This is a genomic window from Nocardia carnea (assembly GCF_029869215.1).
Lineage (GTDB): Bacteria > Actinomycetota > Actinomycetes > Mycobacteriales > Mycobacteriaceae > Nocardia > Nocardia carnea_B.
Genome location: NZ_JARWPM010000360.1, coordinates 1 through 25,949, shown reverse-complemented (window position 1 = coordinate 25,949; position 25,949 = coordinate 1). Strand labels below are relative to the sequence as shown.

Annotated in this window: 22 protein-coding genes; 13 read left to right on the top strand and 9 right to left on the bottom strand. The window is 65.6% G+C overall.

What is annotated here, in order from left to right; genetic code table 11:
* The coding region (locus QH276_RS25360) for a hypothetical protein (protein WP_280406924.1) at nt 1-364 on the bottom strand (364 nt) is incomplete at its 3' end.
* The gene (locus QH276_RS25355; RefSeq protein ID WP_280397430.1) at nt 361-582 is read right to left on the bottom strand and encodes a hypothetical protein; all 222 of its coding nucleotides are present in this window, start codon (nt 580-582) and stop codon (nt 361-363) included. The genes QH276_RS25360 and QH276_RS25355, both read right to left, overlap by 4 nt.
* A gap of 442 nt (nt 583-1,024) precedes the next feature.
* On the opposite strand from QH276_RS25355, the gene QH276_RS25350 reads away from it, so the two are divergent.
* The 7 genes from QH276_RS25350 (at nt 1,025) to QH276_RS25320 (ending at nt 6,505) form a co-directional block, all read left to right on the top strand.
* A complete protein-coding gene (locus QH276_RS25350; protein WP_280397429.1) occupies nt 1,025-1,357 on the top strand; it encodes a hypothetical protein in 333 nt (110 codons plus the stop codon).
* A gap of 547 nt (nt 1,358-1,904) precedes the next feature.
* The gene (locus QH276_RS25345; RefSeq protein WP_280397428.1) at nt 1,905-2,786 is read left to right on the top strand and encodes a helix-turn-helix domain-containing protein; all 882 of its coding nucleotides are present in this window, start codon (nt 1,905-1,907) and stop codon (nt 2,784-2,786) included.
* Nucleotides 2,717-2,989 carry a DUF397 domain-containing protein gene (locus tag QH276_RS25340; RefSeq protein ID WP_348536599.1) on the top strand — a complete coding sequence of 91 codons (273 nt, stop codon included), beginning with the start codon at nt 2,717-2,719 and terminating at the stop codon, nt 2,987-2,989. The genes QH276_RS25345 and QH276_RS25340 overlap by 70 nt, the downstream gene beginning before the upstream one ends.
* 157 nt (nt 2,990-3,146) lie before the next feature.
* Nucleotides 3,147-3,731 carry a DUF3558 domain-containing protein gene (locus tag QH276_RS25335; RefSeq protein WP_280397426.1) on the top strand — a complete coding sequence of 195 codons (585 nt, stop codon included), beginning with the start codon at nt 3,147-3,149 and terminating at the stop codon, nt 3,729-3,731.
* A 61-nt stretch (nt 3,732-3,792) separates the two neighbouring features.
* Nucleotides 3,793-4,170, top strand: coding sequence for a hypothetical protein (locus QH276_RS25330; protein ID WP_280397425.1), 378 nt, complete (start codon nt 3,793-3,795; stop codon nt 4,168-4,170).
* 2 nt (nt 4,171-4,172) lie between these two features.
* Nucleotides 4,173-5,426 (top strand): hypothetical protein, encoded by a 1,254-nt coding sequence (locus QH276_RS25325; protein WP_280397424.1) that lies wholly within the window; start codon nt 4,173-4,175, stop codon nt 5,424-5,426.
* Entirely contained in the window at nt 5,423-6,505 is a 1,083-nt protein-coding gene (locus QH276_RS25320; RefSeq protein WP_280397423.1) for an ESX secretion-associated protein EspG, read from the top strand. Before QH276_RS25325 ends, QH276_RS25320 begins: the two co-directional genes overlap by 4 nt.
* Before the next feature lie 321 nt (nt 6,506-6,826).
* Here the strand turns inward: QH276_RS25320 and QH276_RS25315 are convergent, their stop codons facing one another.
* The 3 genes from QH276_RS25315 to eccD all read right to left on the bottom strand — a co-directional run bounded on the left by QH276_RS25315 (nt 6,827) and on the right by eccD (nt 11,316).
* Nucleotides 6,827-8,209, bottom strand: coding sequence for an FAD-dependent oxidoreductase (locus QH276_RS25315; RefSeq protein WP_280397422.1), 1,383 nt, complete (start codon nt 8,207-8,209; stop codon nt 6,827-6,829).
* A gap of 237 nt (nt 8,210-8,446) precedes the next feature.
* Nucleotides 8,447-9,853, bottom strand: a complete 1,407-nt coding sequence (mycP, locus tag QH276_RS25310) for a type VII secretion-associated serine protease mycosin (RefSeq protein ID WP_280397421.1) — start codon at nt 9,851-9,853, stop codon at nt 8,447-8,449.
* A complete protein-coding gene (gene eccD / locus QH276_RS25305) occupies nt 9,850-11,316 on the bottom strand; it encodes a type VII secretion integral membrane protein EccD (protein ID WP_280397420.1) in 1,467 nt (488 codons plus the stop codon). The genes mycP and eccD overlap by 4 nt, the downstream gene beginning before the upstream one ends.
* 173 nt (nt 11,317-11,489) lie before the next feature.
* Here eccD and eccCa point away from each other — a divergent pair, with 173 nt between their 5' ends.
* From eccCa to QH276_RS25285, 4 genes are all read left to right on the top strand, one after another.
* Nucleotides 11,490-15,524, top strand: a complete 4,035-nt coding sequence (eccCa, locus tag QH276_RS25300; protein WP_280397419.1) for a type VII secretion protein EccCa — start codon at nt 11,490-11,492, stop codon at nt 15,522-15,524.
* Nucleotides 15,521-16,960, top strand: a complete 1,440-nt coding sequence (locus tag QH276_RS25295; RefSeq protein WP_280397418.1) for a type VII secretion-associated protein — start codon at nt 15,521-15,523, stop codon at nt 16,958-16,960. The genes eccCa and QH276_RS25295 overlap by 4 nt, the downstream gene beginning before the upstream one ends.
* Before the next feature lie 132 nt (nt 16,961-17,092).
* Nucleotides 17,093-17,428, top strand: coding sequence for a WXG100 family type VII secretion target (locus tag QH276_RS25290; protein ID WP_280397417.1), 336 nt, complete (start codon nt 17,093-17,095; stop codon nt 17,426-17,428).
* Nucleotides 17,429-17,459: 31 nt separating this feature from the next.
* Nucleotides 17,460-17,765: a WXG100 family type VII secretion target gene (locus QH276_RS25285; protein ID WP_280397416.1), complete on the top strand. Its 306-nt coding sequence runs from the start codon at nt 17,460-17,462 to the stop codon at nt 17,763-17,765.
* Between the two features lie 59 nt (nt 17,766-17,824).
* Here the strand turns inward: QH276_RS25285 and QH276_RS25280 are convergent, their stop codons facing one another.
* The 4 genes from QH276_RS25280 to QH276_RS25265 form a co-directional block, all read right to left on the bottom strand.
* On the bottom strand, nt 17,825-18,952 hold the full coding sequence (locus QH276_RS25280) for a DUF7373 family lipoprotein (RefSeq protein ID WP_280397415.1): 1,128 nt from the start codon (nt 18,950-18,952) through the stop codon (nt 17,825-17,827).
* Between the two features lie 64 nt (nt 18,953-19,016).
* Nucleotides 19,017-20,570 carry a serine/threonine-protein kinase gene (locus QH276_RS25275; RefSeq protein ID WP_280397414.1) on the bottom strand — a complete coding sequence of 518 codons (1,554 nt, stop codon included), beginning with the start codon at nt 20,568-20,570 and terminating at the stop codon, nt 19,017-19,019.
* Nucleotides 20,571-20,691: 121 nt separating this feature from the next.
* Nucleotides 20,692-21,849, bottom strand: a complete 1,158-nt coding sequence (locus QH276_RS25270; RefSeq protein ID WP_280406923.1) for a DUF7373 family lipoprotein — start codon at nt 21,847-21,849, stop codon at nt 20,692-20,694.
* 72 nt (nt 21,850-21,921) lie between these two features.
* Complete coding sequence (locus QH276_RS25265; RefSeq protein ID WP_280397412.1) at nt 21,922-23,088, bottom strand: DUF7373 family lipoprotein; 1,167 nt, start codon at nt 23,086-23,088, stop codon at nt 21,922-21,924.
* Between the two features lie 309 nt (nt 23,089-23,397).
* On the opposite strand from QH276_RS25265, the gene QH276_RS25260 reads away from it, so the two are divergent.
* Nucleotides 23,398-24,132, top strand: a complete 735-nt coding sequence (locus tag QH276_RS25260) for a lytic transglycosylase domain-containing protein (protein WP_280397411.1) — start codon at nt 23,398-23,400, stop codon at nt 24,130-24,132.
* A 292-nt stretch (nt 24,133-24,424) separates the two neighbouring features.
* Nucleotides 24,425-25,708: a phosphopyruvate hydratase gene (gene eno / locus QH276_RS25255; protein ID WP_280397410.1), complete on the top strand. Its 1,284-nt coding sequence runs from the start codon at nt 24,425-24,427 to the stop codon at nt 25,706-25,708.
* Nucleotides 25,709-25,949 lie beyond the last annotated feature (241 nt).

Here is a 25,949-nt window from a genome sequence, read left to right as displayed (position 1 = left end):
CGACGGCGACGATCAGATCGTCGACGCCGGGCAGTTGCCGGGCGGCCACCCGGACCTGGTCGGGGATATGCCTGTTCTCCGGCTGGTCGGTGAGTTGGTCGGCGAACACCATGAATACGAAACCGAATCCGAATATTCCGGGGCCGAGGGCGGTACGTAGGTGTGCGGCTCGCAGGTGGATCGGGTTGGGTTCGAATTCGCCACGGTCACCGGTGAGATCGACGGCAGCGCATTCGGCGTGGATGGTTTCGCCGTCGAACCGGAAGCCGTACAGCATCGGCCCGAGGATCGCGGGGGTGGACAGCAGGTAGTGAGCGGTGATTTCGTCGATGGATTCGGGGTCGGGGTAGCGGATCGGACTCATCGGATCGTGTCCTGAACCGCCCGTACCCAGAACTGATGCCGGATCTCGTCCCACAGGGCGGACAGTTCCGGGAAACGCTCGCGCATATCCGCGAGATCCGGTGCGGTTTCCGAGTCGGTGGTCGCAAGCAGTGTCCGGTCGTCCGCGCTGTTGCGTACCCGGATGATCCGGATCCGTTGCTGATCTCGCTGCCAAACGGCACGCCAGTCACCGAGCACAGTGTCGTGGGTTCCGGCGGCCGCGGAGCGGATGTGTCCGCAGCGTGCGGGGCGAGTCCGAGGCGGCTGCTCGGTTCGAGCGGCTACGGATTGCGAGTGTTCCCCGGTCGACGTTCCTTCACGGAACTGCTGCGGTTGCCCTGTGGGGTGGTTTCGTTGTCGTGCGGTCACGCGGTTATGTTGCGCGGACCGGAGGTTATTCGAGCGGCGTAGTGGGACGGTCGAATTCGATTGGTCCGTCCATCCAGAGTCCGGAACGTTGCGCCGGTGGCAGATGTACGAATCGGACCGGATCCCGGGCCGATCCGAACTGTTCTGCGATGTCGCGAGGCGCTTCGAACACGCTGTGCTGCCGTCTGATTCGCTCCTGTCGGTACCGCCTCCTATGCTCGCCCGTTGTGAGCACCCCGGCCCGGAACCGATGCAGAATCTAGAGCGGCTGGTGACGTACATAATGGTGGTAGGTGAGGCAGCCCCGGCGGAGCTGGCCAGGCTGGTCGAGGATATGGGTCAGATCCACCCACTGGTGAAGGCGGCGGCGGTGACCACAGCGGAAATGCTCGAGGCCCGCGGAGAGGCCCGCGGTGAGGCTCGTGGTGAGGCCCGCGGTCGAGCCGGCGCATACAGAGAGATCCTGCTTCTGCAGATGCGCGACCGGTTCGGAGACCTATCCGACGAGGTGGTTCACCGGGTCGAGTCGGCACATCCCGACCAACTCCACAACTGGGCCGGGCGGGTGCTACACGCGAATACTGCCGACGATGTCTTCGACTGAACGACCCGAGACGGGCCCCGTGAACTCACCGGTTCGGATTACGACAGACTGAACACGCGACGCCGTCGCCGCTTGACCCGGACCCAGGGCAGTGAGGTGCGGCAGCAGTCGGCGGTGGGGGGATGATGACCGATCGGGTCTTGTCGGTGCCGCTCCTTACTTCACCGCCTATGAGCAAGCAGCAGGAAGCCGAGGTGGCACGGCGGCTGATGCTGCGTTCTGCATGTGAACTCCGTGGAACACCTTCACCCGGCCTGAACTCGGCACCGCCTGTTCGGTTGAGGTGGCGGTACTCCGGAGCCTTCCGCCGTGGAACGTTCCGTGGTGGAGACCGAACCTTGGGATTTCGGTATTCTTCCTGGTCGAAGGGCTTTCGGGGGGCGCGGGGTTGTGATTGGATTTCTGGTACGCCGCGATGGATCGCGCAGCGGGACAGTCGAATTCATGTCGGCGGAAACAGCCTGGGGTTCGTCCGTTCCGTACGTTGAATTCGTCCGAATCGGACCGTGCTCTGGGCTTTTCCGGACCGGCCGAGGAAGGGGATGGTGTGGCCAGAGAGGATCAGCCCGGTTCGACGCTGCCGCGGCGGCAACTGGGGCGCGCGTTGCGGGAGGCGCGGCAGGGGGCGGGGTTCACGCTGGAACAGGCGGCGCAGGAAATGGAGATGAGCAAGACTTCGGTCATCCGGATCGAGAAGGGGCACAACGATAAGGTCAGACTCCGAGACGTCGACGGATTCGGGCGGCTTTACGAACTCCCCGAGAAGCGGATTGACGAGCTGAAAGCGCTTGCGCAGCAATCGGCGACCAAGTCGTGGTGGCAGGCCTCGCGGCATCTGCTTCTTCCGGGATACAACACGTACCTCGGTCTCGAAACTGGTGCTGCCCAGCTATCTTCCTACCAGCCCGTGATTGTCCCCGGCTTGCTGCAGGTCGCGGACTATACAAGAACCATCGAACGTCGAAGCGTGCCGGGTGACATGCCGGAGGATCTGGAGCGCATCACGGAAGTTCGCTTGCGACGTACCGCAATACTGACGAGGCAGCGCAGGGCGGTCGTGGCGGAATTCCTCCTACACGAGAGTGTCCTGCACACGGTCGTCGGATCGCACAAAGTAATGGCCACGCAGTTGCGTCATATCGCTGATGTGGGAACACTGCCGAATGTCAGCGTCCGGATTCTGCCGTCGGCCGCCGGATTCCCAGGTGAAGTGGTCCCGGTCCTCCCGTACATCATTCTCGACTTTCCGGCCGACAGCATGGAGCCCTCGGTGGTGTACTGCGAGAATCCTATCGGATCGATGTTCTTCGAAGAAGATGCCGATGTGAAGCGTTACCGCGATATTCACAATGATCTCCGATGCGCCACACTGGACGAGCAACGATCGAGAGACCTGCTACGGCAGTTGGCAAGGAGATACGAACGGTGACCGTCACGCTACCCGACGCGCAATGGTTCAAATCATCCCACAGTGGCACGCGCAACGAATGCGTGGAAGTTGCCTGGTTGAGCAATGCACACGTCGGCGTCCGAGACTCGAAGCATCGAGCCGGGCCGGCGTTGATCTTCAGTGACACCGATTGGACAACATTTACTCGTTGGCTCCGGACGGTCGGGTCCGTTCCCGACTGACTCCGAACCCGTAGCGAAAGCTTCGACCTCGTCTCCACCGACACCACCACAGTGGTGGCTACCGATCGAGTGCGGCCGGACCGTGCCGCACTGGATTGCTTGCCTGTATTGTGATGTCTGTTTCGTGTGGATCGTACACACGCTGGGCAGGAGGGGTATGCGCGCCGCGAGCAGGAAGTACGCAGGGGTCGTCGGGAACGCGGTGATCGCAACGGTGGCCGTTGGGTTGGTGGCCGGGTGCGGCGGTGCGGTCGGTGGGGAGTCAGCGTCGGAGGGCCCAAGTACCACTACCGGGGAACCGCACGTCGAGTGGAATCCGTGTTCTGAACTAGCTGCAGAGGCGTTGCAGGCGACAGGTGCCAGGCCGGAGTCCGAGCATACAAGCTTCGACGCCCCCGGTGACAGAGCCGCAGTCCGTATGTGCGCCTGGGATTCGGCCGATGGTCGCCCGTACTTCATCGGGGTCGGGTCCTTTATATTCACCCTGGATGAGTTCCGCCAGAACGATCAGGTGACCGGCTTTGCCGAGATACAGATCAACGATCGGTCCGGGCTCACCTTTTATCCTTCCAGCAACGAGAAACCCCTGCGCCGCTGCTACGTAGGCCTGCCAATGGCCAAGGGTGGGATCATGATCTACGCGGATTGGCGCTACAGCCACCGGGATTCACTGCCCGAATCACCGCCCTGCGGATTGGCTGTTCAACACGCACAGTCGCTGGAACCGTATTTGCCGGAGTAAGTCGATGCATAGTAGGCCAATTCCACCCGCCGTATTAGGGCGGTAACTCGCAGGGGGAGATGTGACCGGGCAAACCGCGATGCTGCAGCAGTGGCAGAACCTGAAGACCCAAGCCGAAAACGGCGAATTGCGGATGGAATCCGATATCGCGGCCAAGTTAGCGGCGCATTGCGAGGGCTTCATCGCCCGACTGGAAGAGGCGCTGCTCCGGACGGATGACCTTGCGGTTGTGGAGGGTTTCGGAGGTCTGAGATCCGCGGAGGCATTGCGCGCCAAGTTTGCCAAGAAGGCCGTAGACGATACCGACTCGGCGGCAAACCGCTTGAGGGCCGCGATTGATACCGTGGTGCTGATGAAGCAGACCTTCGAGCTGTCCTGCAAGCAGATTGAAGAAACCGATCAGTCCACATCCAGTGCTCTGGGTAATGCGGGGGTCTGACCATGAGTTTTTTCGGTGACGACGAAGCCGAGCAGAACAAGACCACCGACCAGCAGGTCATCAACGACCAGGACAAGGTGTGGGGTGACAACCGCGCAGGTGTCAAAGGGGAATGGCTCGGGCTCGTCGGCGATTTCGGTGGGCAGTACGCGCCGCCCGCTATCCTCGAAAAAGACGGCTTCGAGGCCATGACCCATCAGCAGATCTGGGACCTGCTCCAGGGTGTCAACGCGGGGCTGATCAACGACAAGGCGGTGGCGTGGCGAGCCCTCGCCGAACTCACCGAAACCGCCAATCAAGACTTTCTCAAAGCAGTCAACGAGGATCTGGATGCCGGCTGGAACGGCCAGTCCGGCACGGCCGCCGTAAATGGTGTCCGGGAGTTCAGTAACTCGCTCATCCCGTTGGTCGCGAGTTTCCGGTTGGTAGCGCATGGCCTCGACCTGATAGAGACCTACCTCGGCCAGGCCAAGGCCTCGGTTGGTGAACCGGACAACGTGACGAATCGGGACAAGCTGGTCAACCTTCTACCTGCGGACGACTTCTTCAAGACTCCGCAGTACCGGGCCGACGAGGCTCAGGACACGGCCCGGCGGGTGATGACCACGTACTACGAGCCGGGCGCGGGAGAAGTGGACGGTAAGACTCCTGTCTTGCCCGAGCCGGTGAAGCCGGTCGACGACGGTAGTAAACCCCCGGGCACCAACAAACCGCAGGGCACGACGACTCCCAACGGAACCAGTACCGACACCGGCACCAGCACCGATACTGGTACGAATCAGGAGGAGCCGGGACAGCAGCCGGCGGGGGAGGACCCGCAGTCCACGGAACCGCAGAGTACAACCCCGGAGTCCACGACCCCGCAGTCGACCACCCCGCAGTCGACCACGCCGACCACCCCGTCGCTCACCACGGGCACCCCGACCACACCGGGCACACCCGGCCTGCCTGCGGGGACCCCGTCGGGAACACCCTCGGGTACCCCGCAGACCGCGGCGCCGCTGATCCCCGGTCAGACAGTCCCGGGCGGACCCGGTAAACCGGCCGGAACACCGGCCGCCACCACTGCGGTCAGTACCGGCAACCGGGCGGGCCGCGCCGGTATGCCCGGCATGATGTCGCCGGGTGCTGCGCGCGGTAACCGTGAAGAGGACGATGAACACCAGACTCCCGACTACCTGATCTACGACCGGGGGAGCGAACTGCTCGGCACCCAGCCGCCGGCGCTACCTCCGGGCGGGGTGATCGGCGGGTGAACGGCCTGCAGTGGCGCCTGACGGGGGAGATGTTCATCCAGGCGGTGCGGCTCTTCGATCGTGATCGATTGCCGTATCCGATCCGTGTTCTGCCCTTGGGGCCCACCGAAACACCGCCCACCGCAGAGGAATACGAGCGTGTGCGGGTGGCGGCCGCGCAGCGGCTCGCCGCGATATCGGACGAGAACTTGCACCGCGCTTTGCGTACGCTGCTGGAACCGCAGGTCCGGGTCGAGGTGCACGGCGCCTATGATCGCGGTTTCGAACGCATTGTGCGGATACACGCCGGCCTGGCGGGGCAGACCGCCGCCCTCGCTGTTCAGGAACCCGGGCCCACCAAGGAGTACGGCGCCGATATTCACCTGCTCACCGTCGCCCCGCAGGAATTGGCGGCAAGGATCGTATCCGCTCTGCCACGCTGCGCCCCGGGACGGTTCACCGCGGTACGCGGCACTCGCGCCGATATCGGGAAAGTGGAGTACGCCCGCCACCCCACCCGGATATCGCGTGCCGAGGAAATCACCCGGATCCTGCGGCAGCGGCGGTCGGGTGTCGGGGAGATCGGGGTATTCGCCGGTCCCGCCATCGATTCCCGGCCCACCGGAAACCCGCATGGCTTCCATTGGCTCGACCATCTCCCGCAGGACGGGCGATACCTGCTGATCAAGCACAACCCGGAGGAATTCACCCTCGCCCCCGGCACACCGGACGAAATCGCCAGACGCCTCCAGCATGGGATGGATACGGTCCGGACAACGGCGCCGCGGCCCGAAACGCCCCGGTCGTCAACCGATGCGAGTGGACTGCCTCGGCCGGTGCCGGCCACACCGCAGGTTCCGGGACAGGCTGCGGCCTGGCCGCAGGTTCCCCATGAGGGGACCCCGCCGCGCCTTCCCGGACAGGTGGCCGGTCAGCCGCTGTCCCCGTCAGCTGCTCAGCCGCAGATTGCAGGGCAGGCGGCTGCTACTCAGCTGCAGCGTCCCGGCCAGGTGGCCGCCCGGCGAGAGCTCGCCCAGGAGGATATCGACGCGGATGACCGCTACTTCCAGGAGCGCAACCGCCGGGGCTGGCTGACCTGAGGCCGCTCTTCCCGGCGGTCGTTGCGGCCGCGGCTTCGACGCACTGTTCGACGTGATCGGCCGGCCGCGGTTCACCTCCGGGCAGCGCCGCGACGCCGCCGATACCTACCACCATCTGTGGCGCGGCGAAACGGTCGTCGCCTACGACGGGCCCGTTGGGAACTTCCGACCGGCCCTGCGGTGTGACCTCCGATCGCGCCCGGCCTGAACCGGCGAGACCGCGCCGGAACCGGCAAGACCGTGTCAGGGCTGCGAAACGACGTCAGGACCTGTTGCGCACCGCGCCGGGCGCCCGCCCGCTCGCGCACCGGACCGGCACGATCAATCCAAGGTGTGGATTGTGCCGGGTGGCCGGTTCGGGTCGGTCAGGGCCGGATCCGGCTGCCGGCCGGTGGTCGCCCATTCGGTGATGCTCTTCCAGACAGCCGGTGATTGCATGTCGGCGGGATCCATATAGTAGGCCGCCCGCCGCATCGCCTGCGCGACAGCCGGGTCGGTGGTGGCGGCGGCCACGGCGGCAGCTTCACCCGCGAAGGCGGCGGGATCGGGCGGGGTGAAGTTCTCGAATTCGGTACCGGGGAAGAATGAATCGGTGTTCGCGGCCATGGCGAAGGCATAGTCGGTCCAGGGCGCCAGTTCGGCCGCGAACTTCTCCGCGACCCCGGCAATCGAGCCGCCCGCGGCCGCGATGACGCGCGCGAGCAGCGAGGCGCCGATCGCGGCGACGGTCATACCCTGGGCGTAGATCGGGTTGAAGGCGGCGACGGCATCCCCGGTGACGACGAATCCCTCGGGCCGCCGGTCCAGCTGTTCCCAGAGCCGGCGCTGATTACCCGGCATCCGGTAGACAACGGGTTCGACGATCAATTCCGCGGCGCGCACCGCGCGGCCCAGCAGCGGGCTCGGCGCCTCGTCCAAAAAATCGAGCAGCTCCGCAATCCCGGCGGGCGGGTAGTTCTTCGATACGCCCATGGCGGCCACGACATGCCGGCCGTCACCACACGGAAGGATGACGCCGCCTTTGAGGTGCATGGGGTGGGGGGTTGCGGCGATGCCGCGGAGCCCGGCCGGTAGTGCGCCTTCGGGCAACCGGACCACTGTCGTGGCGTAACCGAGGAACGGCCGCACATGCTGTTCGGCCGGCGGGGCGTAACCCAGTTCGCTCAGCCATTTCGGCGCCTGGGAGCCACGGCCGGTCGCGTCGACCACCAGTTCGGCGTCGAGTTTCTCGCCGTCGGCACCGGTCACCTTCGCTCCGGTGACGGTGGTGCCGTCCGTGCCGGCCAACAGGCCCGTGGCGATACCGCGCACCGCACGGACGTTGGGTAGCGCCAGCACGCGCTGCCGCAGCACCCATTCGAAGGTCGGCCGGAGGAAACCGATGACCTCCATCCCGCCGGCAACCCGCGCCGACCAGCCTCGCGGATACAGGACCGCGATATCGCGGTCGATCTCGTAGCGTTCACAGCCCTGCGCGAGGAGCTCCGCACCGAAACCGGGGAGCAGTTCCTCGATCCGCTTCAATCCGGCCGGCATCAACTGGTGCACTTGTTCAGCCTGCGGCACACCGCGTCTCGTTGCCGGAGCATCGGGAAGCCGATCGCGTTCGACGATCGTGACTGTGTCGAATCCTGTGCTCAACGCGGCTGCCGAAAGCAATCCGGCGACACTTCCACCGAGTATCACCGCATGGGAAAAGGACATCCGAAGCCTCCGACAGGTTCGACAACATTGGCGCAGTCACCGGCCGCCCACCACGACCCTGGGGGCGGACCGAAGTCACGTTCCGGACCGTACCCGATCGGCGTCGGCGAAAATACCGAGCTGTGTATCTGCGAATCAGAACTACTGGGAGTCAACACATTTCAGATAGCACAGCCGCGGAATGCGCAACCGGACTCGGGCGGAGCCTACGCCTCCCGGGGTAGGGCACGATCGCCCTCAGGCGTCGTCTTCGCCCACGCCGAACCGGCGGCGCATGGGGAACGACGCCAGGTAGCCGATGATCAGGCTGCCGCCGATGATGCCGCTGCCGATCAGCGCCACATTGCGGGCCGTGTGGTCCGGTGGTGTGGGCGGCGGGGGTAGCGCGAGCTGTTTGTTCACCGCCGGGTTCGGTCTCTTGGGGCGTAGTTCGTCCGGTACCTCGTTGGTCAGCGCGGCCACCGGATCGACCGCGCCGTATCCCACATAGGGGTTCCAGCCTTCGGCGGGTGCGTGGGCGGTCGCCTGGATCCGTTTCATCACTTCCACCGCGGACAGCTCGGGGAAGCGGGAGCGCACGAGAGCGACGACTCCGGAAACGTACGGTGCGGCGAAGCTGGTTCCGGCGATGGTCTGCTGGCCCTGCGTGCCCTGGGTGCCGTTGATGACGCCCGGACCGTTGGAGTCGAGCGAGACGATGTTCTCGCCCGGTGCCGCGACGCTCAACCACGGTCCGGGAACAGTGAATTCGGAGGGGGCGCCGTTGGGGCCGATGGAGCCCACGGCCAGGACCAGATCGTCGTAACGGGCCGGGGTGACATTCACCGTCGTCTTGCTCCACGGGTCCGCGGCGGGGTCGAGCGGGTCCAGGATGCCGGTATTGCCCTTGCAGTTGTCGTTGTCGGTATTACCGGCCGAGGTGACCACCACTGCGTTCTTCGTATGCACCGCGTAGTGCAGCGCCGCGCCCAGGGAGCCGTCGGAAATCGGGCTCGCGCTACAGGCGACTTCCGAAATGTTGATCACCGTGGCGCCCATATCCGCCGCCCGGCGGATCGCCTGCGCCATGGTCGCCACATTGCCGTATCCCTCTTTGGAGAGGTCTTCCGGGGATTTGGTGGCGTTACTGCCGGCCTTCACATATTTATCGCTCGTCTGCCGGATCGTGAGAATGGTCGCGGCGGGCGCGACACCGGAAAATCCTTGTCCCGGAACCTGACTCGCCGCGATGATGCCCGCCACCAGCGTGCCGTGCGCATCGCAGTCCTCGGTACCGTCACCGCTGTTGGCCACGAAATCCCCGCCGGGCCGCAGATTCGGTAGCCGCGGGTGCCGGACGACACCGGTATCGATCACCGCGACCACCTGGCCCTCGCCCCGGGAGAACTGCCAGGCGTGCGGCAGGTCCAGGGCGGCCTGCGCGGCGGGCACCGTCGGGCCCTCACCCCCGGCGACCGTGCTGTTGCAGGGTGTGTTGGCTTTGCGTTCCGTGGCCTCGGTCGGTTTCGCCGGATCGCCGGACGGCACCTGGCCGGGATCGACGGCCGGCGGCCGGTCGGCGTGGGCCACCGGCTGCGCGAATCCCAGCGATGCACTGACCCCCAGTACCGCGGCGACGGCCGCGGTACGGATCCCCCGGTTCACAGTCCGCGGACGAGGGAGTAGAGGTCGGTCACCCAGAATACGAGCGGCAGCACCGCGGCCACGAACCCGTATTCGATCAGTTCGGCCGCGCGGCGCATCGGCGGCGTCGCCGACTGGTTGGGGACGATGATGCCCAGGATCAGGGCTGCGATCACCATCACCAGCGCGGCCCCGAACGCCGCCATCGGCAGATCGGTCACGAACGCCATGGCCGTCAGCATCACCAGCAGGATCGCGGCGCCCGCGACGATCAGGATCACGGCCTGTTCCGCGCCGGCGTAGGTGCGGCTGCGGAACATGAGTACCGCCGCGCAGACCAGTGCCAGCGCGATGCCCTGCCAGTAGAAACCGCCGTAGTCGGGATCGGTGGCGACCAGCGCGCCGACCACGGTGACCAGTGCCGTTGCCGTCACCAGGCCACTGAGATAGGTGCGCGCCCGGGCCGATTTCGCGTGCAGGACATCGAGCGTCGGCAGGGCGCGGTGATCGTCGGGATCGTCCTCGGTGGGATCGATCGGCGTGCCGGGGGCGGGGACCGGCGGCAGCGGCAGTTTCGCCAGCATCATCGAAATCCGCGGGGCCAGCGACAGCGCGCCGAGCCCGACCGCCGCCACCACCGCGCCGACCGCCTCGAGTCGCTGCTCGGCCAGCATTCCGACCAGAGCCGACGGCACGGCGAAGAGGGCGACCGTTCCGGCGCCGATGAACACGCCGAGCCCGACCCCCACCACCCGCCAGGCCAGAATCGCGGTGGCGCCGAACAGGGTGGATCCGAGCAGCAGATGTGGCCAGCCGTAATGATCCGGCACGATCAGCATGCCGCCGGTGAAGGCCAGCGGCAGCGCACTACCGCCCAGCACGAGCGCGGTCTTCGGATCGCCGTAGACGCGGCTGAGGATCATCGCCGCGACCACCAGCAGCACCGTGACACCCAGTGCGATCGCGCCGGTGATCCAGCCCGGCATCGCGTCCGGTGCGGCCAGCAGTCCGGTACAACCCGCCAGCATGGCGAGGACGGCGAGAATCGAGCCGGTCATCCGCGCGGTATCCGGATTCCAGCCGCGGAAATGCTCGGCGTCGGCGACGGCGACGTTGTACATGATGTCGTCGAACAGCGGGGTGGGCGCGGTATGCGCGGCGTTCTCCAGCATGAGCAGTTCGCCGTCGCGGACCCCCTGCTCACCCAGGCTCAGCGAGTTCGACAGCGGCGGCTGCCCGATCCGGGCCAGTACCCAGTCGGCGGGTTCGTAGCGTTCGCCCTGATTGTCGAACTCGTTGGTGCGGCTGTGCGCGGCGACCATATCGACGACACTGGGGATGACCAGGGCAACGGGCACATCGACCGGAATGGCCATATCGACCTGCGTATGTTTTGCCAGAATGGTGACCCTGGTGAGATCCGGAGCGCGGACTATACCCCGCGAGGAATCTTCCTCCATATGGTCGAGTCGCGCATGCGTCACGCTTCCCCCAAGTTCATTCGCTACCCTGCTGTTTCCCACATTCCTCCGGCAGTTCGCGGCGGGTTGCGTGCCCACGTCACGGCCAGCAGAATGCAGACGAACTGTACGACATGTTCGCGCCTGCCTCTACACTGAGCCCGAACATCGCATTGCCACAAGGGGGATCTCGCTCGATGACCACGGTTCGGTTTCAGCGGCGTGCGCGCCGGGAGGTCCCACGGACTCCGGGCGGCGAGGTCACCCTGCAGCCGCCGCCCGAGATTCCCCGGGTAACCCCCGGAAATCTGCTGATGAAGCTCATGCCGGTGGTGATGGTCATCGGCATGGTCGGGATGATGGCGCTGATGTTCACCCAGGGTGGCGGTATCGCGTCGAACCCGATGGGACTGATGTTCCCGATGATGATGATGGTCTCGATGGTCGGCATGTTCGCCGGCCAGGGCAACGGCAAGGGTGCCAAAGCGGCCGAGGCCAACGAAGACCGCAAAGACTATCTGCGTTACCTCGATCAGGTGCGCAAGGATGTCGACGTCACCGCCGCCGAACAGCGCGCCGCGGTCGAATGGAGCCATCCCGAACCGGGTCTGATCTGGATGCTCGCGGGCACCTCCCGGATGTGGGAGCGCCGCCCCAGCGACAAGGATTTCTGCCACGTCCGCATCGGCCTCGGCGGGCAGCGGCTGGCCACCCGGCTGGTGGCGCCGGAAACCGGTCCGGTGGAGGAGCTCGAGCCGATCGCCGCGGTATCGCTGCGGCGTTTCGTGCGCGCCCATTCCACGGTGCCGGATCTGCCCACCGCGGTCGCGGTGAAGGGTTTCGCCACCATCGCGCTCGACGGTGACCGCGCCCAGGCCCGCGATATGGTGCGCGCGATGCTGGTCCAGCTGGCCATGTTCCACGGCCCCGACCAAGTACTCGTCGCGGTGGTCTGCGGTCCTGACACCAGCGCCGAATGGGAGTGGACCAAATGGCTGCCGCATACCCAGCATCCGGACGCCCAGGACGGTGTCGGTAGCCAGCGCATGTTCTACGGGTCGGTCCGGGAGATGATGGCCGGCCTGGCACCGATCCTGGCCAACCGGGTCCGCTACTCCCGCAACCAGCCTGCCAACTCCACCATGGTGCATGTGGTGATCCTGGTAGACGGTGGCCTGCTCGAGGCCGAAGAGGATCAGCTCCGCGAAGCCGGCTACGAGGGCGTCACCGTCCTCGACCTGTGCGGTTACGCGCCGCGCCTGGCGGTGTCCCGCGGGATCACGCTCACCATCCGCAACGGCGAATGCCTGGGCCGCGGCGCGACCGGTAACCAGGAACGTTTCGCGATGATCGACCGGATCAGCCCGGAACAGGCCCAGCAGGTGGCCCGCCGCCTCGCGCCCTACCGGGCCGCTACCCAGCGCAGCAGCGATGTCGAGGTCACCGAGGGCGAGACCATCAACACCTGGGCTCAGCTCATGGGACTGGGTGACCTCGGTGCGTTCAACCCGGAAAGCGCCTGGCGTCCCCGCTACGGCCGCGAACGCCTGCGGGTGCCGTTCGGTGTAGGCGCGGACGGCCTGCCGGTTTTCCTCGATATCAAGGAAGCCGCCGAATCGGGTATGGGCCCGCACGGCCTGTGCATCGGCGCCACCGGTTCCGGTAAATCGGAATTCCTGCGGACCCTGGTGCTGAGCCTGCTCGCCACCCACTCCCCGGACCAGCTCAACCTGGTCCTCGTCGACTTCAAGGGTGGCGCGACCTTCCTCGGTCTCGACGGTGTCCCGCACGTCGCGGCCGTGATCACCAACCTCGAAGAAGAGGCCGATCTCGTCGACCGTATGCGCGACGCGCTGGCCGGTGAGATGAACCGCCGCCAGGAAGTGCTGCGCCAAGCCGGTAACTTCGCCAACGTCTCCGAATACGAGAAGGCCCGCGCCGCCGGTGCCGACCTCGACCCGCTGCCCGCGCTGTTCGTGGTACTCGACGAGTTCTCCGAACTGCTCACCCAGCACCCCGATTTCGCCGAACTGTTCGTGATGATCGGCCGCTTGGGCCGCTCGCTGCATGTGCACCTGCTGCTCGCTTCGCAGCGGCTGGAAGAAGGCAAACTCAAGGGCCTGGAATCGCATCTGTCCTACCGGATCGGCCTGAAAACGTTCTCCGCCAATGAATCCCGCCAAGTGCTCGGTGTACCCGACGCGTACAACCTGCCCAACGTGCCCGGTGGCGGTTATCTGAAATCCGATTCCGGTGAGATCCAGCGCTTCCAGGCCTCCTACGTTTCGGGTCCGTATGTGGGTGGCGGTCCGCAGCGCGATATCGCGGTGGCCACCAGCGCCGGCGAAATCGATATCACCGCCCGGCCGTTCCTGGCCAAACATGTCGAATTCCGGGCCGCCGACCGGGTGCCGCTGGCCCCCGAACCGCTCGACGACCCCGAACCCCTGGTCGAGGACGGCGAGCAGATCTCCAACCTCGGCATGATCGCCGCCCGGATCCGCGGACACGGCCGCCCCGCCCACGAAATCTGGCTGCCGCCACTGGATTCCGCCCCGCCGCTGGACGAACTCATCCCGCGCTCGATCCTCACCGGCGAATACAACCCCGTCGCCGGTCTGCGCGCCCCCATCGGCATCGTCGACCGCCCCTACGATCAGCGGCGCGACCCGCTGGTGGTGGACCTGTCGGGTGCCCGCGGCAACGTCGCCGTCGTCGGTGGGCCGCAGTCGGGTAAATCGACCATGTTGCGCTCGCTGATCATGGCCATGGCGCTCACCCACACCGCCGAACAGGTGCAGTTCTACTGCCTCGACTTCGGCGGCGGCACCCTCGCCAGCCTCGAGGGCCTGCCGCATGTCGGCTCGGTCGCCGGCCGCCTGGACCAGGACAAGGTCCGCCGCACGGTCGCGGAGATGACCACCATCGTCCGCAACCGCGAACTGCGCTTCCGCCAGCTCGGCATCGAATCGATGGCGGAGTTCCGCCGGTTGCGCGCCGCCGACCCGGCGAGCAGCCAGGCCGCCGCCGGCGCCCACGAGGACCCGTTCGGCGATGCCTTCCTGGTGATCGACGGCTACGGTTCCATCCGCCAGGATTTCGAAGCCCTGGAACAGACCATCATGAACCTGGCGGTGCAGGGCCTCTCCTACGGCGTGCACGTGGTGATCGCGCTGTCCCGCTGGATGGAGGCGCGCCCCCAGCTCAAAGACCAGATCGGCACCCGCCTCGAACTCCGCCTCGGCGATCCGGCCGACTCCGAATTCGGCCGCAAGGTGGCCGCGCTGGTGCCGCAGGGTCGCCCGGGCCGCGGTATGACTCCGGAGAGCCTGCACATGATCACCGCGCTACCCCGGGTCGACGGTTCCTCGAACCCCGAGGATCTCAGCCGCGGCGTCGCCGACGCGGTCGCCCGGCTCCAGCAGACCACCCCTGGCCGCCCTGCTCCGCAGGTCCGGATGCTGCCGGAACGCCTCGACCGCGACCAGTTCGTCCGCGCCATCGGCCCCTGGCAGGGCCAGCCCGACCGCCGCAACCCGGCGATCCCGATCGGTATCAACGAATCCGAACTCGCGCCGGTTTTCCTCAATTTCGACGAGAACCCGCATTTCCTGATCTTCGGCGATACCGAATGCGGCAAGACCACGCTGCTGCGCAATATCGTCAGCGGCATCGTCGAATCGAACGCGCAGAACCAGGCCGCGGTCATCCTGGTCGATTTCCGGCGCAGCCTGCTCGGCGCCTTCCCACAGGAGCGGCTGGCCGCCTACGCGACCGGCGCCCAGGGGCTCACCCAGAACATGCGTGATCTGGCCGCCCTGCTGCAGACCCGGTTACCGGGGCCGAACATCACCCCGCAGGAACTGCGCGACCGGTCCTGGTGGACGGGCCCCGATCTCTACGTGGTCGTCGACGACTACGACCTGGTCTCCAGCGGTTCCAGCGGTAACCCGATCGCACAGATCGTGGATTACCTCGCCCACGCCAAGGACATCGGGCTGCACCTGATCATTTCCCGCCGCTCCGGCGGTGCGGGCCGGGCCATGTACGAAACGGTGATCTCCCGGATGCGGGACCTGGCCACGCCGGGTCTGATCATGAGCGGCAACCGGGAAGAGGGCAATCTGATGGGCAATGTCCGCCCGAGTGCGATGCCGCCCGGCCGCGGAACGCTCGTCGGCCGGTCGGGCGCCGAACTCATCCAGACCTCGTGGATGCCGGCCCCGCAATGACGGCCGTCGAGATCGCGCTCACCGAAACCCGCCTGTGGGCCTGGAGTGCGAACACCCATGCCGACCTGGTGCCGTCGGTGGTTCCGGGCAGCGACGGGCGCAGCCTGGTGGTGGGCGAACCCCTGGCGCCGCCCTCGATCGCGGTGTCACCGGTCCAGCTGATCACCGCCGACCGCATCGCCTACGACCCCGGCATGCCGGAACCGGTGGACGCACTGGCCGCGGTATTCGCACATACGCTGGCGCAATTACGTATCCACACACCGTGCGAGCAGCTCACCGTGGTGCACCCCAGCGAATGGGACCCGCACCGCCTGAACGTGCTCCATACCGCGGCCGCCCGGCACGCCGGTCGGGTGACGCTGCAGCCCGCGGCCCTGCGCGCGGTCACCGCCACCCAGCGGGTCCGGGATGTACGCAGCGTGGTCCTGGAATTCGGCCCCCTGTCCACCACCGCCACCACCGTGGTGCCGACCGACAACGGACCCCGTCTGGAATTCTGCGAGCACGAACCCGCGCTCGCCGCTGCCGAGATCGGCGCGGACGAGCACGGCCGCAACATTTTCCGCGCGCAGTTCGAACGCCTGACCCACGGTTGCCAGGTCGATTCGGTGGTGATCGTCGGCCGCACCGACGCCGATTTCCTCGACCTGATCGCCGAGGTGGTCGCCGAACTGTGCCGCGCCGACCTCCTCGTACTCGCCGGCGCCGACCTCGTCCGGGTGCGCGCCACCGACCCCGCCGAACACCGGCCCACCATCCCCCCGGCCGCCGCCGACGCCGAATGGCTGCAGTCACTGCGGGAACGGGCCGCCGCCACCCGGCCACCCCGCTCCAAAACCCCGCTCTACATCGGCGCCGCGGCGGTTCTGGCGCTGGTGGTCCTGGTAGGGGCGGGCGTCCTTGTCACGATGTCCGCCGGGAATGATCCGGAAGCCTCCGCTTCGGGCCCGCCGCCGATCGAACCCACTACTTCCACAGCTCCGGAAGACCCGGCACCCGATGCCGGCTCGGTCACCATCGGACCGGTCGCACTCACCGTCCCCGAGGGCTGGCGGATCGTCGACCCGGCCACCGCCTCCCCCGATCGTGTGGTCCTCGAACCGGATACGGGTCTGAAAGCCCGAATCACGGTCATCCAGGAACAGTTGCAGGTTCCCGACGCCGGCTACGACCTGATCGCCGCCGACCTCCAAGCAAAAATCGCCACCAGCACGCCGGGCCGGTTCTCACCGATCCGTCGCGACGTGGTCTTCGGCGGCCGTTCCGGCCTGGCCTACACCGAACATCCAGAGGGCGGATCCACCGTTGACTGGCATGTTATCGTCGAGCACAGCATCCAGATCAGTATCGGATGCCAGTATCAGACAGGGGGGCACGACTCGATTACACCTATCTGTGAAGACCTCGCATCCTCGCTGGAAGTCACCCATTGACCCCGGCCGGGATTTTTCCGAAATTCGTTGGAACCGATTGGGCGGGATCCTCGTCCAATCATCATGAAGGACAAGTTCGGACCGTTTGCGGACGCAGGGGGTCCGGATCCGAACTCGTAACGAGGAGGAATCATGTCGGTTGTTGCCGATTTGGCCGCAATGGAGACCGCTGCGAAGCACGTCGAGACCGTGAATTCGCAGATCCAGTCCGAGATCGGCCGTGTCCGCGACATCGTCGCCGGCTCTCAGGGTAACTGGGAAGGCACGGCCGCCGCTGCCTTCGTCAGGATCATGGCCGACTACGACGCCAAGGCAACGCAGCTGAACAATGTGCTCGCCGAGATCGCTGTTCAGATCCGCGAGAACGGGCGTGGCTACGACGCGCAGGAGCAGGCGAACCTGGCCGCGTTGAACGCCGCGGGTGCATCGGGTGATCTCGGTACCCCCGCCTCGAGCCTGAACATCTGACTCAGCCCATACATCAGCTCAAGGAGTTTTCATGTCGAAGGTAAGTTACTCAAAGGAACAGCTGCTTGCGATGGCGGGTGACCTTCGCGCCGCGAAGGGTCGTTTGTCCGAAACGCATCAGGAACTGCTGGGGTATGTGAACGGTCTGGTTGCCCAGTGGGACTCGGGCGCTCAGAAGGCGTACCTCGAGAAGCAGACGCGATGGAACAACGCCGTCGAGAATCCTGCTGACAACTCCGGACTGCTCCCCATCATCGAGGCTATCGCAAAGGTCGTGGAAGACGGCGCTATCGATATGGCGACGACCGACGCGCAGAACGCCGCCAAGTGGATGTGAGAAATCCCGGCTGAAGGACTGTACCCCGAGCGAAATGGCGTGGGGTACAGTCCTTTTCCTTATTGTGGCGCTTTCTCCAGCAGGAGGTACTGCGCCGCGGTAAGCTGGTGCAATTCCTGGATCTGGGTTGCTTCCTGGATATATACCGCGTAGCGGCCATTGGTGAAATAGCAGGCCAGTGTTTGGGTTTCCTCCGGGTTCTCGACGCAATGAGCCGCGGGCAGCCCCGGAGGTGCGTCGACGGTTTTCAGCTCGGGTTCCAGCCTGGAGATGAAGAAGGCCTTCAAACGGTCCGCGGCTGCCGCATCACTCGTCCGGTAGACGCCGACATCGGCATCGCCCCCCTCGGACAGCGAAACGAGGTCTACCCCGGCGTCTTCGTATGCGCGCCTTGCCAGGTCGGGCCGTTCGGAGAGGTGGAGATCGATATCCGGGCCGATTGCCACCTCGATGCCGTCGTCTCCGGCGGGGAGGGTGTATCGGATGATGTCCTCGTTTTCGCTCCGGAGATCTCCGAGCTCATCCGCGGGTGTCGGCCGGTACCCTGCGAGCTGCTCGAACAGTCTGTCCATGACGGCTTGTGCGATGCCGGCCAGTTGTGTGGGATCGGGAGGCAGATCGACACCCGGCCCGACGTCGATCCTGACCATGTATTCGCCCTGGGCAAGGTGGGCGATGACGGAATCGTACTGGCCGATATAGGCCTTTGCCGCGGGATAGCCGGGAATCGCTATCGGACCCTTCGGGGGATATTTTCCTCTTACATAGTGATCGGCAAGATAGTTCGCGGCATGCGCTGCCTGGTCCGGCATTGCATACCGCAGAATCGTAAGCTTCACCGCACGCCCGTGGAGTTCATCTTCGCGGCGCTGTCCGTTCGTCTCCCAGCCCGCTATGAAACCCGGAACGTCTGCTGTGAAGGTGTCGGTGAATCGAGGCGGCGAGAGCGGGGTGAATATCAGCTTCTGATGAGCGCGCCGACCGTATACCAATTTCGGCTGAGTTTCCATGACGAGAGGGACGAACTCGGCCAACCGGAGCGCCTCGAGGGCATCGATGTTCGCAGGCTTTCGCACCTCCTCTACGCTGCGTGGAGAGGTTCTGAAGTTGCCGGGTTGTAGTGCGGCAACGTCGACGGTCGAACCGCTTGCCGTGTCCTGGCCGCATCCTGTGACCACGGCGGTCATGAGTATGCATATACCGACTGATATTCGGGTGGGCCACCGCATGGAAAATTTTCCCCCTGTCCGGTCACTCGACAACGTTTGCGATGGATGGAACCAACTTCTCGACCATCCGGCCCGGTGATTGATCGGTCCACACCTGAAAACTTTGCACCGTGTTTATGTCGTCGACTACAACGATTTTCGCCGTGGAAGTCAGGAATTCGGGCGGAAGTCCGCCCAGACCGCCGTTGCCGGCTCCGCTGTCGGTGCGGGCAATGACGATCAGATCGAGGGGCTGAGGAAGGTCGAACAAGGCCATCGAGAGTTCGCGTGGAGACTTCTCGTTCTTCATGGGCAGGTACTCATCGCTGTAGCGGAATCCGATATCGCGCAGGAAGTTCGCCTGGGGAGAACCGTCGAGTGCCACCGAAAAAAGTGAATTTCCGTAGTTGAAAGCCGCCACAGTCTTTCCGGAGAATGCCGGATGATCGGACCGTACCTGAGCCAAATCCACACCACCCGGGGTACTGGCATCGCCGTCGGATACTGCGAAGACTATGCCGACGACGGCGAGAACCACGACCAGGGCCGCGGCGGCGTAGACGAGTACCGGCGGCCGTCTCCGGCCAGTTGTCTGCAGGGCGCGGTTCTCATTTGCATCCCGTGGTTGCGTCACCACGGATTCCTGGCCGTTCGAGAAAGCGGGGAATCCATTGGTGTAGGAATCAGCGCTCGCCGTCGGATAGCCGGAATGCGGCGTGGTATGGCCGGCACCCGGTGCTCGGTACATGCCCTGGCCGAAGAGGGCGGCCCGAGCGTCTGCGACGAACTCGCGGCAGGTGTTGTACCGATCTGCCGGATTCTTCGCGAGGACCTTGGCGAAAACATGGTCCAGAGCAGGGGGTAGATCTCCGCGCACCGACGAGATGGCCGGTGGGGGCTCGTTCAGGTGGCCCATCATGACGACGGCGGGCACGGTCGAGGGGTAAGGATTCTGGCCGGTGAGCAGCCGATAGAACGAACATCCGAGACTGTAGATATCGGAGCGGTGGTCGAGCGGCTGCCCGAGCAACTGCTCCGGCGAGGCATAGGCCACGGTAGCCATGAACTTGCCTGTGGCGGTGAGATCCTGACCGTCGTTCACGGATTTGGCCACGCCGAAATCTGTGAGCAGCACCCGCTCTTGTTCGTCGTCCGGCGATCGCGAAAGGAGGAAGTTCGCCGGCTTGATATCCCGATGGAGCAGCCCGCGGCGGTGCGCGTAGTCCAAACCTTTGCCGACCTCGGCGATGATGTGCGTCGCCCGTTGCGGTGGCATGGAGTCCGGGCGCTGGCGGGCCTCGTCGGCGGCGTCGGCGCCCGGCACGTATTGCATCGCGATCCAGAGACGGCCGTCTTCCTCGCCACGGTTGAACACCGAGACGATGTTGGCGTGGTCGAGGCCGGCGGTGAGATTGGCTTCCCGCTCGAAGCGGGCACGGAACTCCGGGTCCCGGGAAAGCTCCTCGCTGAGGACCTTGATCGCATCCTGGCGGGGCAAACTCGGGTGCTGGCCCAGATACACCGAACCCATACCGCCACTGCCGAGTACACGCACAATGCGGTAGCCACCGATAACGGCCCCGGGCGGCAGCGCCATCTAAACCTCCTCCGGTTCGACCGCCCGATGGTGAGCAATCGTTCTGTCGGGCAGCGTCGGATAGATCCTGCCCCATGGCCGGCCACGTGGCGCGACGGCGTCTTCCCTCCCGGTCATCCGGTTACCGGCTGTTCGCGAGGATCGAGTATTGCGCGGATGTGCGCTGAAAAAGCTCCGGTGACGGCAGATTCCCGATACTTATGTCATCGACCAGCGCGACGTAACGGTCGTAGACCACGACGCAGACGAACGGGTCGAACATCGGCGGGGTTTCGTCACGTTCGACGCAGCGGGCATCCGGAAGCCCCGGCGGGCCTTCCACCTCCTTGTCGTACTTACCGGGACGGGTAAGTACGGTCTGCAGTGCGAATGCCTGGGGAACGCCGGCGGTTCGATAGACGATCGAGTCGTTACGAGCCACCAGATCGACGCCGTATGCGTTGTAGTCCGGAATTGCCTGAGCGTCGTACTCGAAATGGGCGTAGGCGGCCGCAGGGTAGGCTCCGTGGTAGCCGAACGCCGCGCTGTCCTGGTACTGGTCCGGCAGGGGCAAACTCATCATTCCGTCCGGGTCTGTCGGCAGGTCCAGGATGTCGTCGAGTGGTGTGGGGGTCAGGTCGTTCAAGGCGTCCGACTGCAGTTCGAGTACTCGCCTGAGGCGGTCACCCATCCGGATCGCTTCGGTCGCGGGTGCCTCGATCGCCGCGAGGATCACATAGGGTCCGTGTGCGGCGTAGAGCTGTCCTCTCTGCTGATCGGCCGAGATGCCTGCATACGTGTCCGGGTATCCGGTCATCTCGATTTTTTGCCGGCCCGGCGATCTCGCCTCGGTCCATGAATTGAATTCGGCAGCGGCGGTGCGCGCATACTGGTCGTTGCCGAACCGCATGAGGGCGATTACGGTGTCTTTCCCGTTCCGCGGACTGTTGTTGGAACGACGCGTTGCCACGCCGGATACAAAAAAGTTCTGCTTGGCGATGGGTTCGAACTCCGGAGGAGTCATATCGTTCAATGTATCCGTACCATCACGCAGCATCTCGGTTTCCAGCAGAAAGCGGAGATCCGGGTCTGCGGCGTATGGAGAGACCAAATAGCCGAACATTCTGCGGGACTCGAGGGAGTAGATATCCCAGTCTGTGCTGATCTCCATCTCGAACGGAGTCGGCTCGGTGGGGAAAGTGCCGTATTCCAGCCGGGTCAGGTCGACAGGGTTCATACCGGGTCCGGGATGCCCCGCTACGGTCTGTGAACACGAAGCTGCTGTGGTTGCGGCGATCACGGTGATCGTTGCAGCCAGCAGGCGTCGCAGTGAGTGGTACTTTCTTGTCCTACCGACCTTCATGTCTCCCCCTCATCTTGCGAGCAAGGCATACTGTGCCGAAGTTTTCTGATGAAGATCCTGTATTTGCGACCCTTCCACCTGCGCGAAGTACCTTCCGGTCTGGAAAAGGCAGAAGTTGGAGGGTCTCGTCTCCCACTGCTCGAGTTTTCTGCTGTAACAGCGAACTTCTCCATCGGTTATGCCTTCGGGGCTTTCGATGGGTGTGGACTGTGAGCCTTCGCCGCTCGGTTCGAAGTTTTTCAGCAGGAATTCCGCACCCTGGGTCGATCGACTGCGCATCACCACTGATTCGGCGAGACCGATTGCGGTGACCTGCCCCTTGTCGAGAAAATCCAGATTTTCGATGCCGCTGAGTGCATACAGGGATCCGCGTCCACGAAAAGCGCTCGCCGGACCGGTCGTTGCTACCAGCGCCTCACTTTTCGGGAGGGCGACCGCCAGTACGCTGTCCGGGTCGAGTTCGATATCGCTCAGTTGCTCTGCGGGTGTCGGTTCGAATCGGTCGAGCAACGGAATCTGGACATCGAGCAATGCTTCGGTGCGCTGCACCATGCTCGGAAGGTCCGTCTTGCCGGACAAATCGTTGTATTTGACGAATATCACGTAGCGATCGTGGCTGGTCCAGCTCCCCAGCGAAGCGATACCCGGTCGCCAATGAGCCTTCGAGTGTGGGTAAGCGGGGAGCTGGACAGGCCGGTTATCGATATTGAACGTGAAGTCGTCGTGTTCGAGCCCGGCGGCAACATCTTCAGCGATCGCCGCGTCGGGGAACATGAGTACCGCGATACTCATCTGCTGCGCGGTGCCGGCATCGCCGCCGGTGGACCAGGTGTGCACCCAACCGGCGATCAGATCGGCCGCAACCTCGTCGAACGTATCGTTGATCACCAGCGAACGCATATCCCGGCGATCGAGCACGACGGGTCCACCCATCCCCATCATGCGCGTGACATACGCCGGATCCGCTTCGAACGGCAGGGCGACGAAGTCACCGAGGCGCTGCGCTTCGCGGTAGCGGGCGGCGTGTCCATCAGCCGCGGTGCCGTACAGGAAAGGTTCTGTCGAATAGTTCCCCACATCCAGATCGGACAGATCGGGTTTTGCCCGGACCGCTTCGCCCTGCACAACAGAACCGCAGCCCGAGACCACCGTCGCGAGCACTGCCGTCGCCAGCACGGCACAGAATTTGAGCAGCGCAGTGTGTCCCCGACTGTGCATGGCGGCCCCCTTACGAACGCGATCTCGCGGAATCGTACTGCACGTGCTGGACAGGAGCGGCAGTAAAGACTCGGCGATCAGCGTTGACCAGCATCTACGTAGATTGGTGAAAGGCAAGGCTTTCCGATGAGTGCGGGCCGGGCGAGCGGCGGCGGAGATCCCGTGCGGAGCGGATCGCAGGGAAGTCCGGTGGTAGCGGATCGTGTTCGAGGTGCGGCGCACCACAGATTTGCCTGGTCGGCGGGTTGCGGCGCGGGGATCTGGATTATGGATGGTGTGCGTCTTCGCAGGTACGGCGTTATCGCCGCTTCGATCGTCGTGTTGGTCCTCTCCGGGTGCGGGGTGGGTGAGGAGCTTGTGCCCATTCCCGAGGGGACCCCACCCGGGCCCGGGACGCCCGTTCCGGTGATCGATATCGATGCGCCCGGCCGGACCGCGGCGTTGTTGAACGGGTGGGCGGCGGAGCAGGCCGGGGTGCTGGAGATGCCGGTGGCGGCGTTGGAGGCGTATGGGTATGCGGCGGCGGTGATGGGGAGCTCGCGGCCGGAGTGCGGGATCGCGTGGACGACGCTCGCCGGGATCGGGAGTGTGGAGAGTGATCACGGGCGGCACCGGGGGTCGGAGGTGCGGGAGGACGGGCTGGTGGAGCCCGGGATCATCGGTATCGCACTGGATGGATCGCCGGGGGTGGCGGAGATCCGGGATACCGATGGTGGGCGGCTCGACGGGGATTCCGTGTTCGATCGGGCGGTCGGGCCGATGCAGTTCATTCCGGAGACCTGGCGGAAGTGGGGAGTGGACGCGAACGGGGACGGGGTCGCGGATCCGCACAGTATCGACGACGCGGCGTTGACGGCCGCCCGGTATCTGTGCGTGAGCGGGGGGAACCTGCTCAGCGCGGAAGGCTGGAGCCGGGCGTTGTTCACCTACAACCGGTCGGCCAGTTATATGGAGGAAGTTCGCGATCGGGCGGCCGCCTACAGCGTCGGCCGCCGGGTGTGACGGCCCGCCCGCGCTGCTGGTCCGGCGTGCCGCTCGGCTTTCCTCGGGGTCGCCGCGATGACGATCCGGTCGTTTCTGTGCCGCCCGAGAATGTGTTTCCGCGTAGCGCGGAGTCCGACCGGGACCGGCGTCGGCTCGACGGGCGGGCGGCGGTGTGTGGGCAGGAGCTTTCCTGGAGGTCGCCGCGGTGCGGGGCGGCGGATGGACTGTGTCGGAGTGGTCCTATTAGGCTCGCCATCGCACGGCTCTTCCCTGATCACACCGTGCCGACAGCCGAAGGAGTGTTGTTTTCGTGGCAATCATCGAACAGGTCGGAGCTCGCGAGATCCTGGATTCGCGCGGTAACCCCACCGTCGAAGTCGAGATCGCCCTCGACGACGGCACGCTGACCCGGGCAGCGGTGCCCTCGGGTGCCTCCACCGGTGAGCACGAGGCCGTGGAACTGCGCGACGGCGGGGAGCGCTACCTCGGTAAAGGGGTGCAGAAGGCGGTCGAGGGCGTGCTCGACGAGATCGCGCCCGCGGTGATCGGGCTCGACGCCGTCGAACAGCGGACCGTCGACCAGGCGCTGCTGGATCTGGACGGCACCCCGGACAAGTCCCGGCTGGGCGCGAACGCGCTGCTGGGTGTGTCGCTGGCGGTGGCGCGGGCGGCGGCGGAGTCGTCGGGGCTGGAGCTCTTCCGGTACCTCGGTGGGCCGAACGCGCATGTGCTGCCGGTGCCGATGATGAACATCCTCAACGGTGGCGCGCACGCCGATACCGGGGTGGATGTGCAGGAGTTCATGGTGGCGCCGATCGGGGCGCCGACGTTCAAGGAGTCGCTGCGCTGGGGTGCGGAGGTCTACCACGCGCTCAAGGCGGTGCTGAAGGAGAAGGGGCTGGCCACCGGGCTGGGTGACGAGGGCGGGTTCGCCCCGGACGTCGCCGGCACCCGGGAGGCGCTGGACCTGATCAGCGTCGCGATCGGTAAGACCGGGCTGAAACTGGGCCGGGATGTCGCGCTGGCATTGGACGTCGCCGCGACCGAGTTCTACTCCCACGGCGCCTACCAGTTCGAGGGTTCGGCGCGGACCGCCGCCGAGATGGCGAAGTTCTACACCGAGCTGCGCGCCGCGTACCCGCTGGTGTCGATCGAGGACCCGCTGTCGGAGGACGACTGGGACGGCTGGGTGGCGCTCACCGACGAGATCGGCGACAAGGTGCAGCTCGTCGGCGACGATCTGTTCGTCACCAACCCGGAACGCCTCGAGGACGGTATCGCCAAGGGCGCCGCGAACGCGCTGCTGGTGAAGGTGAACCAGATCGGCACGCTCACCGAGACCCTGGACGCCGTCGAACTGGCGCACCGCAACGGGTACAAGACGATGATGTCGCACCGGTCGGGCGAAACCGAGGACACCACCATCGCGGATCTCGCGGTGGCCGTGGGCAGCGGGCAGATCAAGACCGGTGCCCCGGCGCGCAGCGAGCGGGTGGCGAAATACAACCAGCTGCTGCGGATCGAGGACGCGCTGGGTGATTCGGCCCGCTACGCCGGCGATGTGGCGTTCCCGCGGTTCACCTTCGAGGACTGAGCGAGTAGATGGCGGAGCGGCGTGCGCGCGGAACCAGTCCGGCCGGTCGGGGCCGGACCTCGCGCGCGTCGCTGCGCCGGCCCGCCGCCGAAGTGCACGGTTGTGCGGAACGGGGGGGGGGCCGGGGGCGCCGCCCCCCCCGCCGCGCATACCGGGGGCCGGGCGGGGGGGGACGGGCGCTCCGCCGGCGGTGGGCCGGGTAATGGGTGAACCAGGCGAGGGGGGTGTGGGGCGTGGGGAT

Coding starts and splice junctions, on each gene's coding strand:
- QH276_RS25340 (WP_348536599.1), top strand. CDS start 2,717: ATGCGCCACACTGGACGAGCAACGATCGAGAGACCTGCTACGGCAGTT.
- QH276_RS25335 (WP_280397426.1), top strand. CDS start 3,147: ATGCGCGCCGCGAGCAGGAAGTACGCAGGGGTCGTCGGGAACGCGGTG.
- QH276_RS25325 (WP_280397424.1), top strand. CDS start 4,173: ATGAGTTTTTTCGGTGACGACGAAGCCGAGCAGAACAAGACCACCGAC.
- QH276_RS25315 (WP_280397422.1), bottom strand. CDS start 8,209: ATGTCCTTTTCCCATGCGGTGATACTCGGTGGAAGTGTCGCCGGATTG.
- eccCa (WP_280397419.1), top strand. CDS start 11,490: ATGACCACGGTTCGGTTTCAGCGGCGTGCGCGCCGGGAGGTCCCACGG.
- QH276_RS25295 (WP_280397418.1), top strand. CDS start 15,521: ATGACGGCCGTCGAGATCGCGCTCACCGAAACCCGCCTGTGGGCCTGG.
- QH276_RS25290 (WP_280397417.1), top strand. CDS start 17,093: ATGTCGGTTGTTGCCGATTTGGCCGCAATGGAGACCGCTGCGAAGCAC.
- QH276_RS25285 (WP_280397416.1), top strand. CDS start 17,460: ATGTCGAAGGTAAGTTACTCAAAGGAACAGCTGCTTGCGATGGCGGGT.
- QH276_RS25280 (WP_280397415.1), bottom strand. CDS start 18,952: ATGACCGCCGTGGTCACAGGATGCGGCCAGGACACGGCAAGCGGTTCG.
- QH276_RS25275 (WP_280397414.1), bottom strand. CDS start 20,570: ATGGCGCTGCCGCCCGGGGCCGTTATCGGTGGCTACCGCATTGTGCGT.
- QH276_RS25260 (WP_280397411.1), top strand. CDS start 23,398: ATGGATGGTGTGCGTCTTCGCAGGTACGGCGTTATCGCCGCTTCGATC.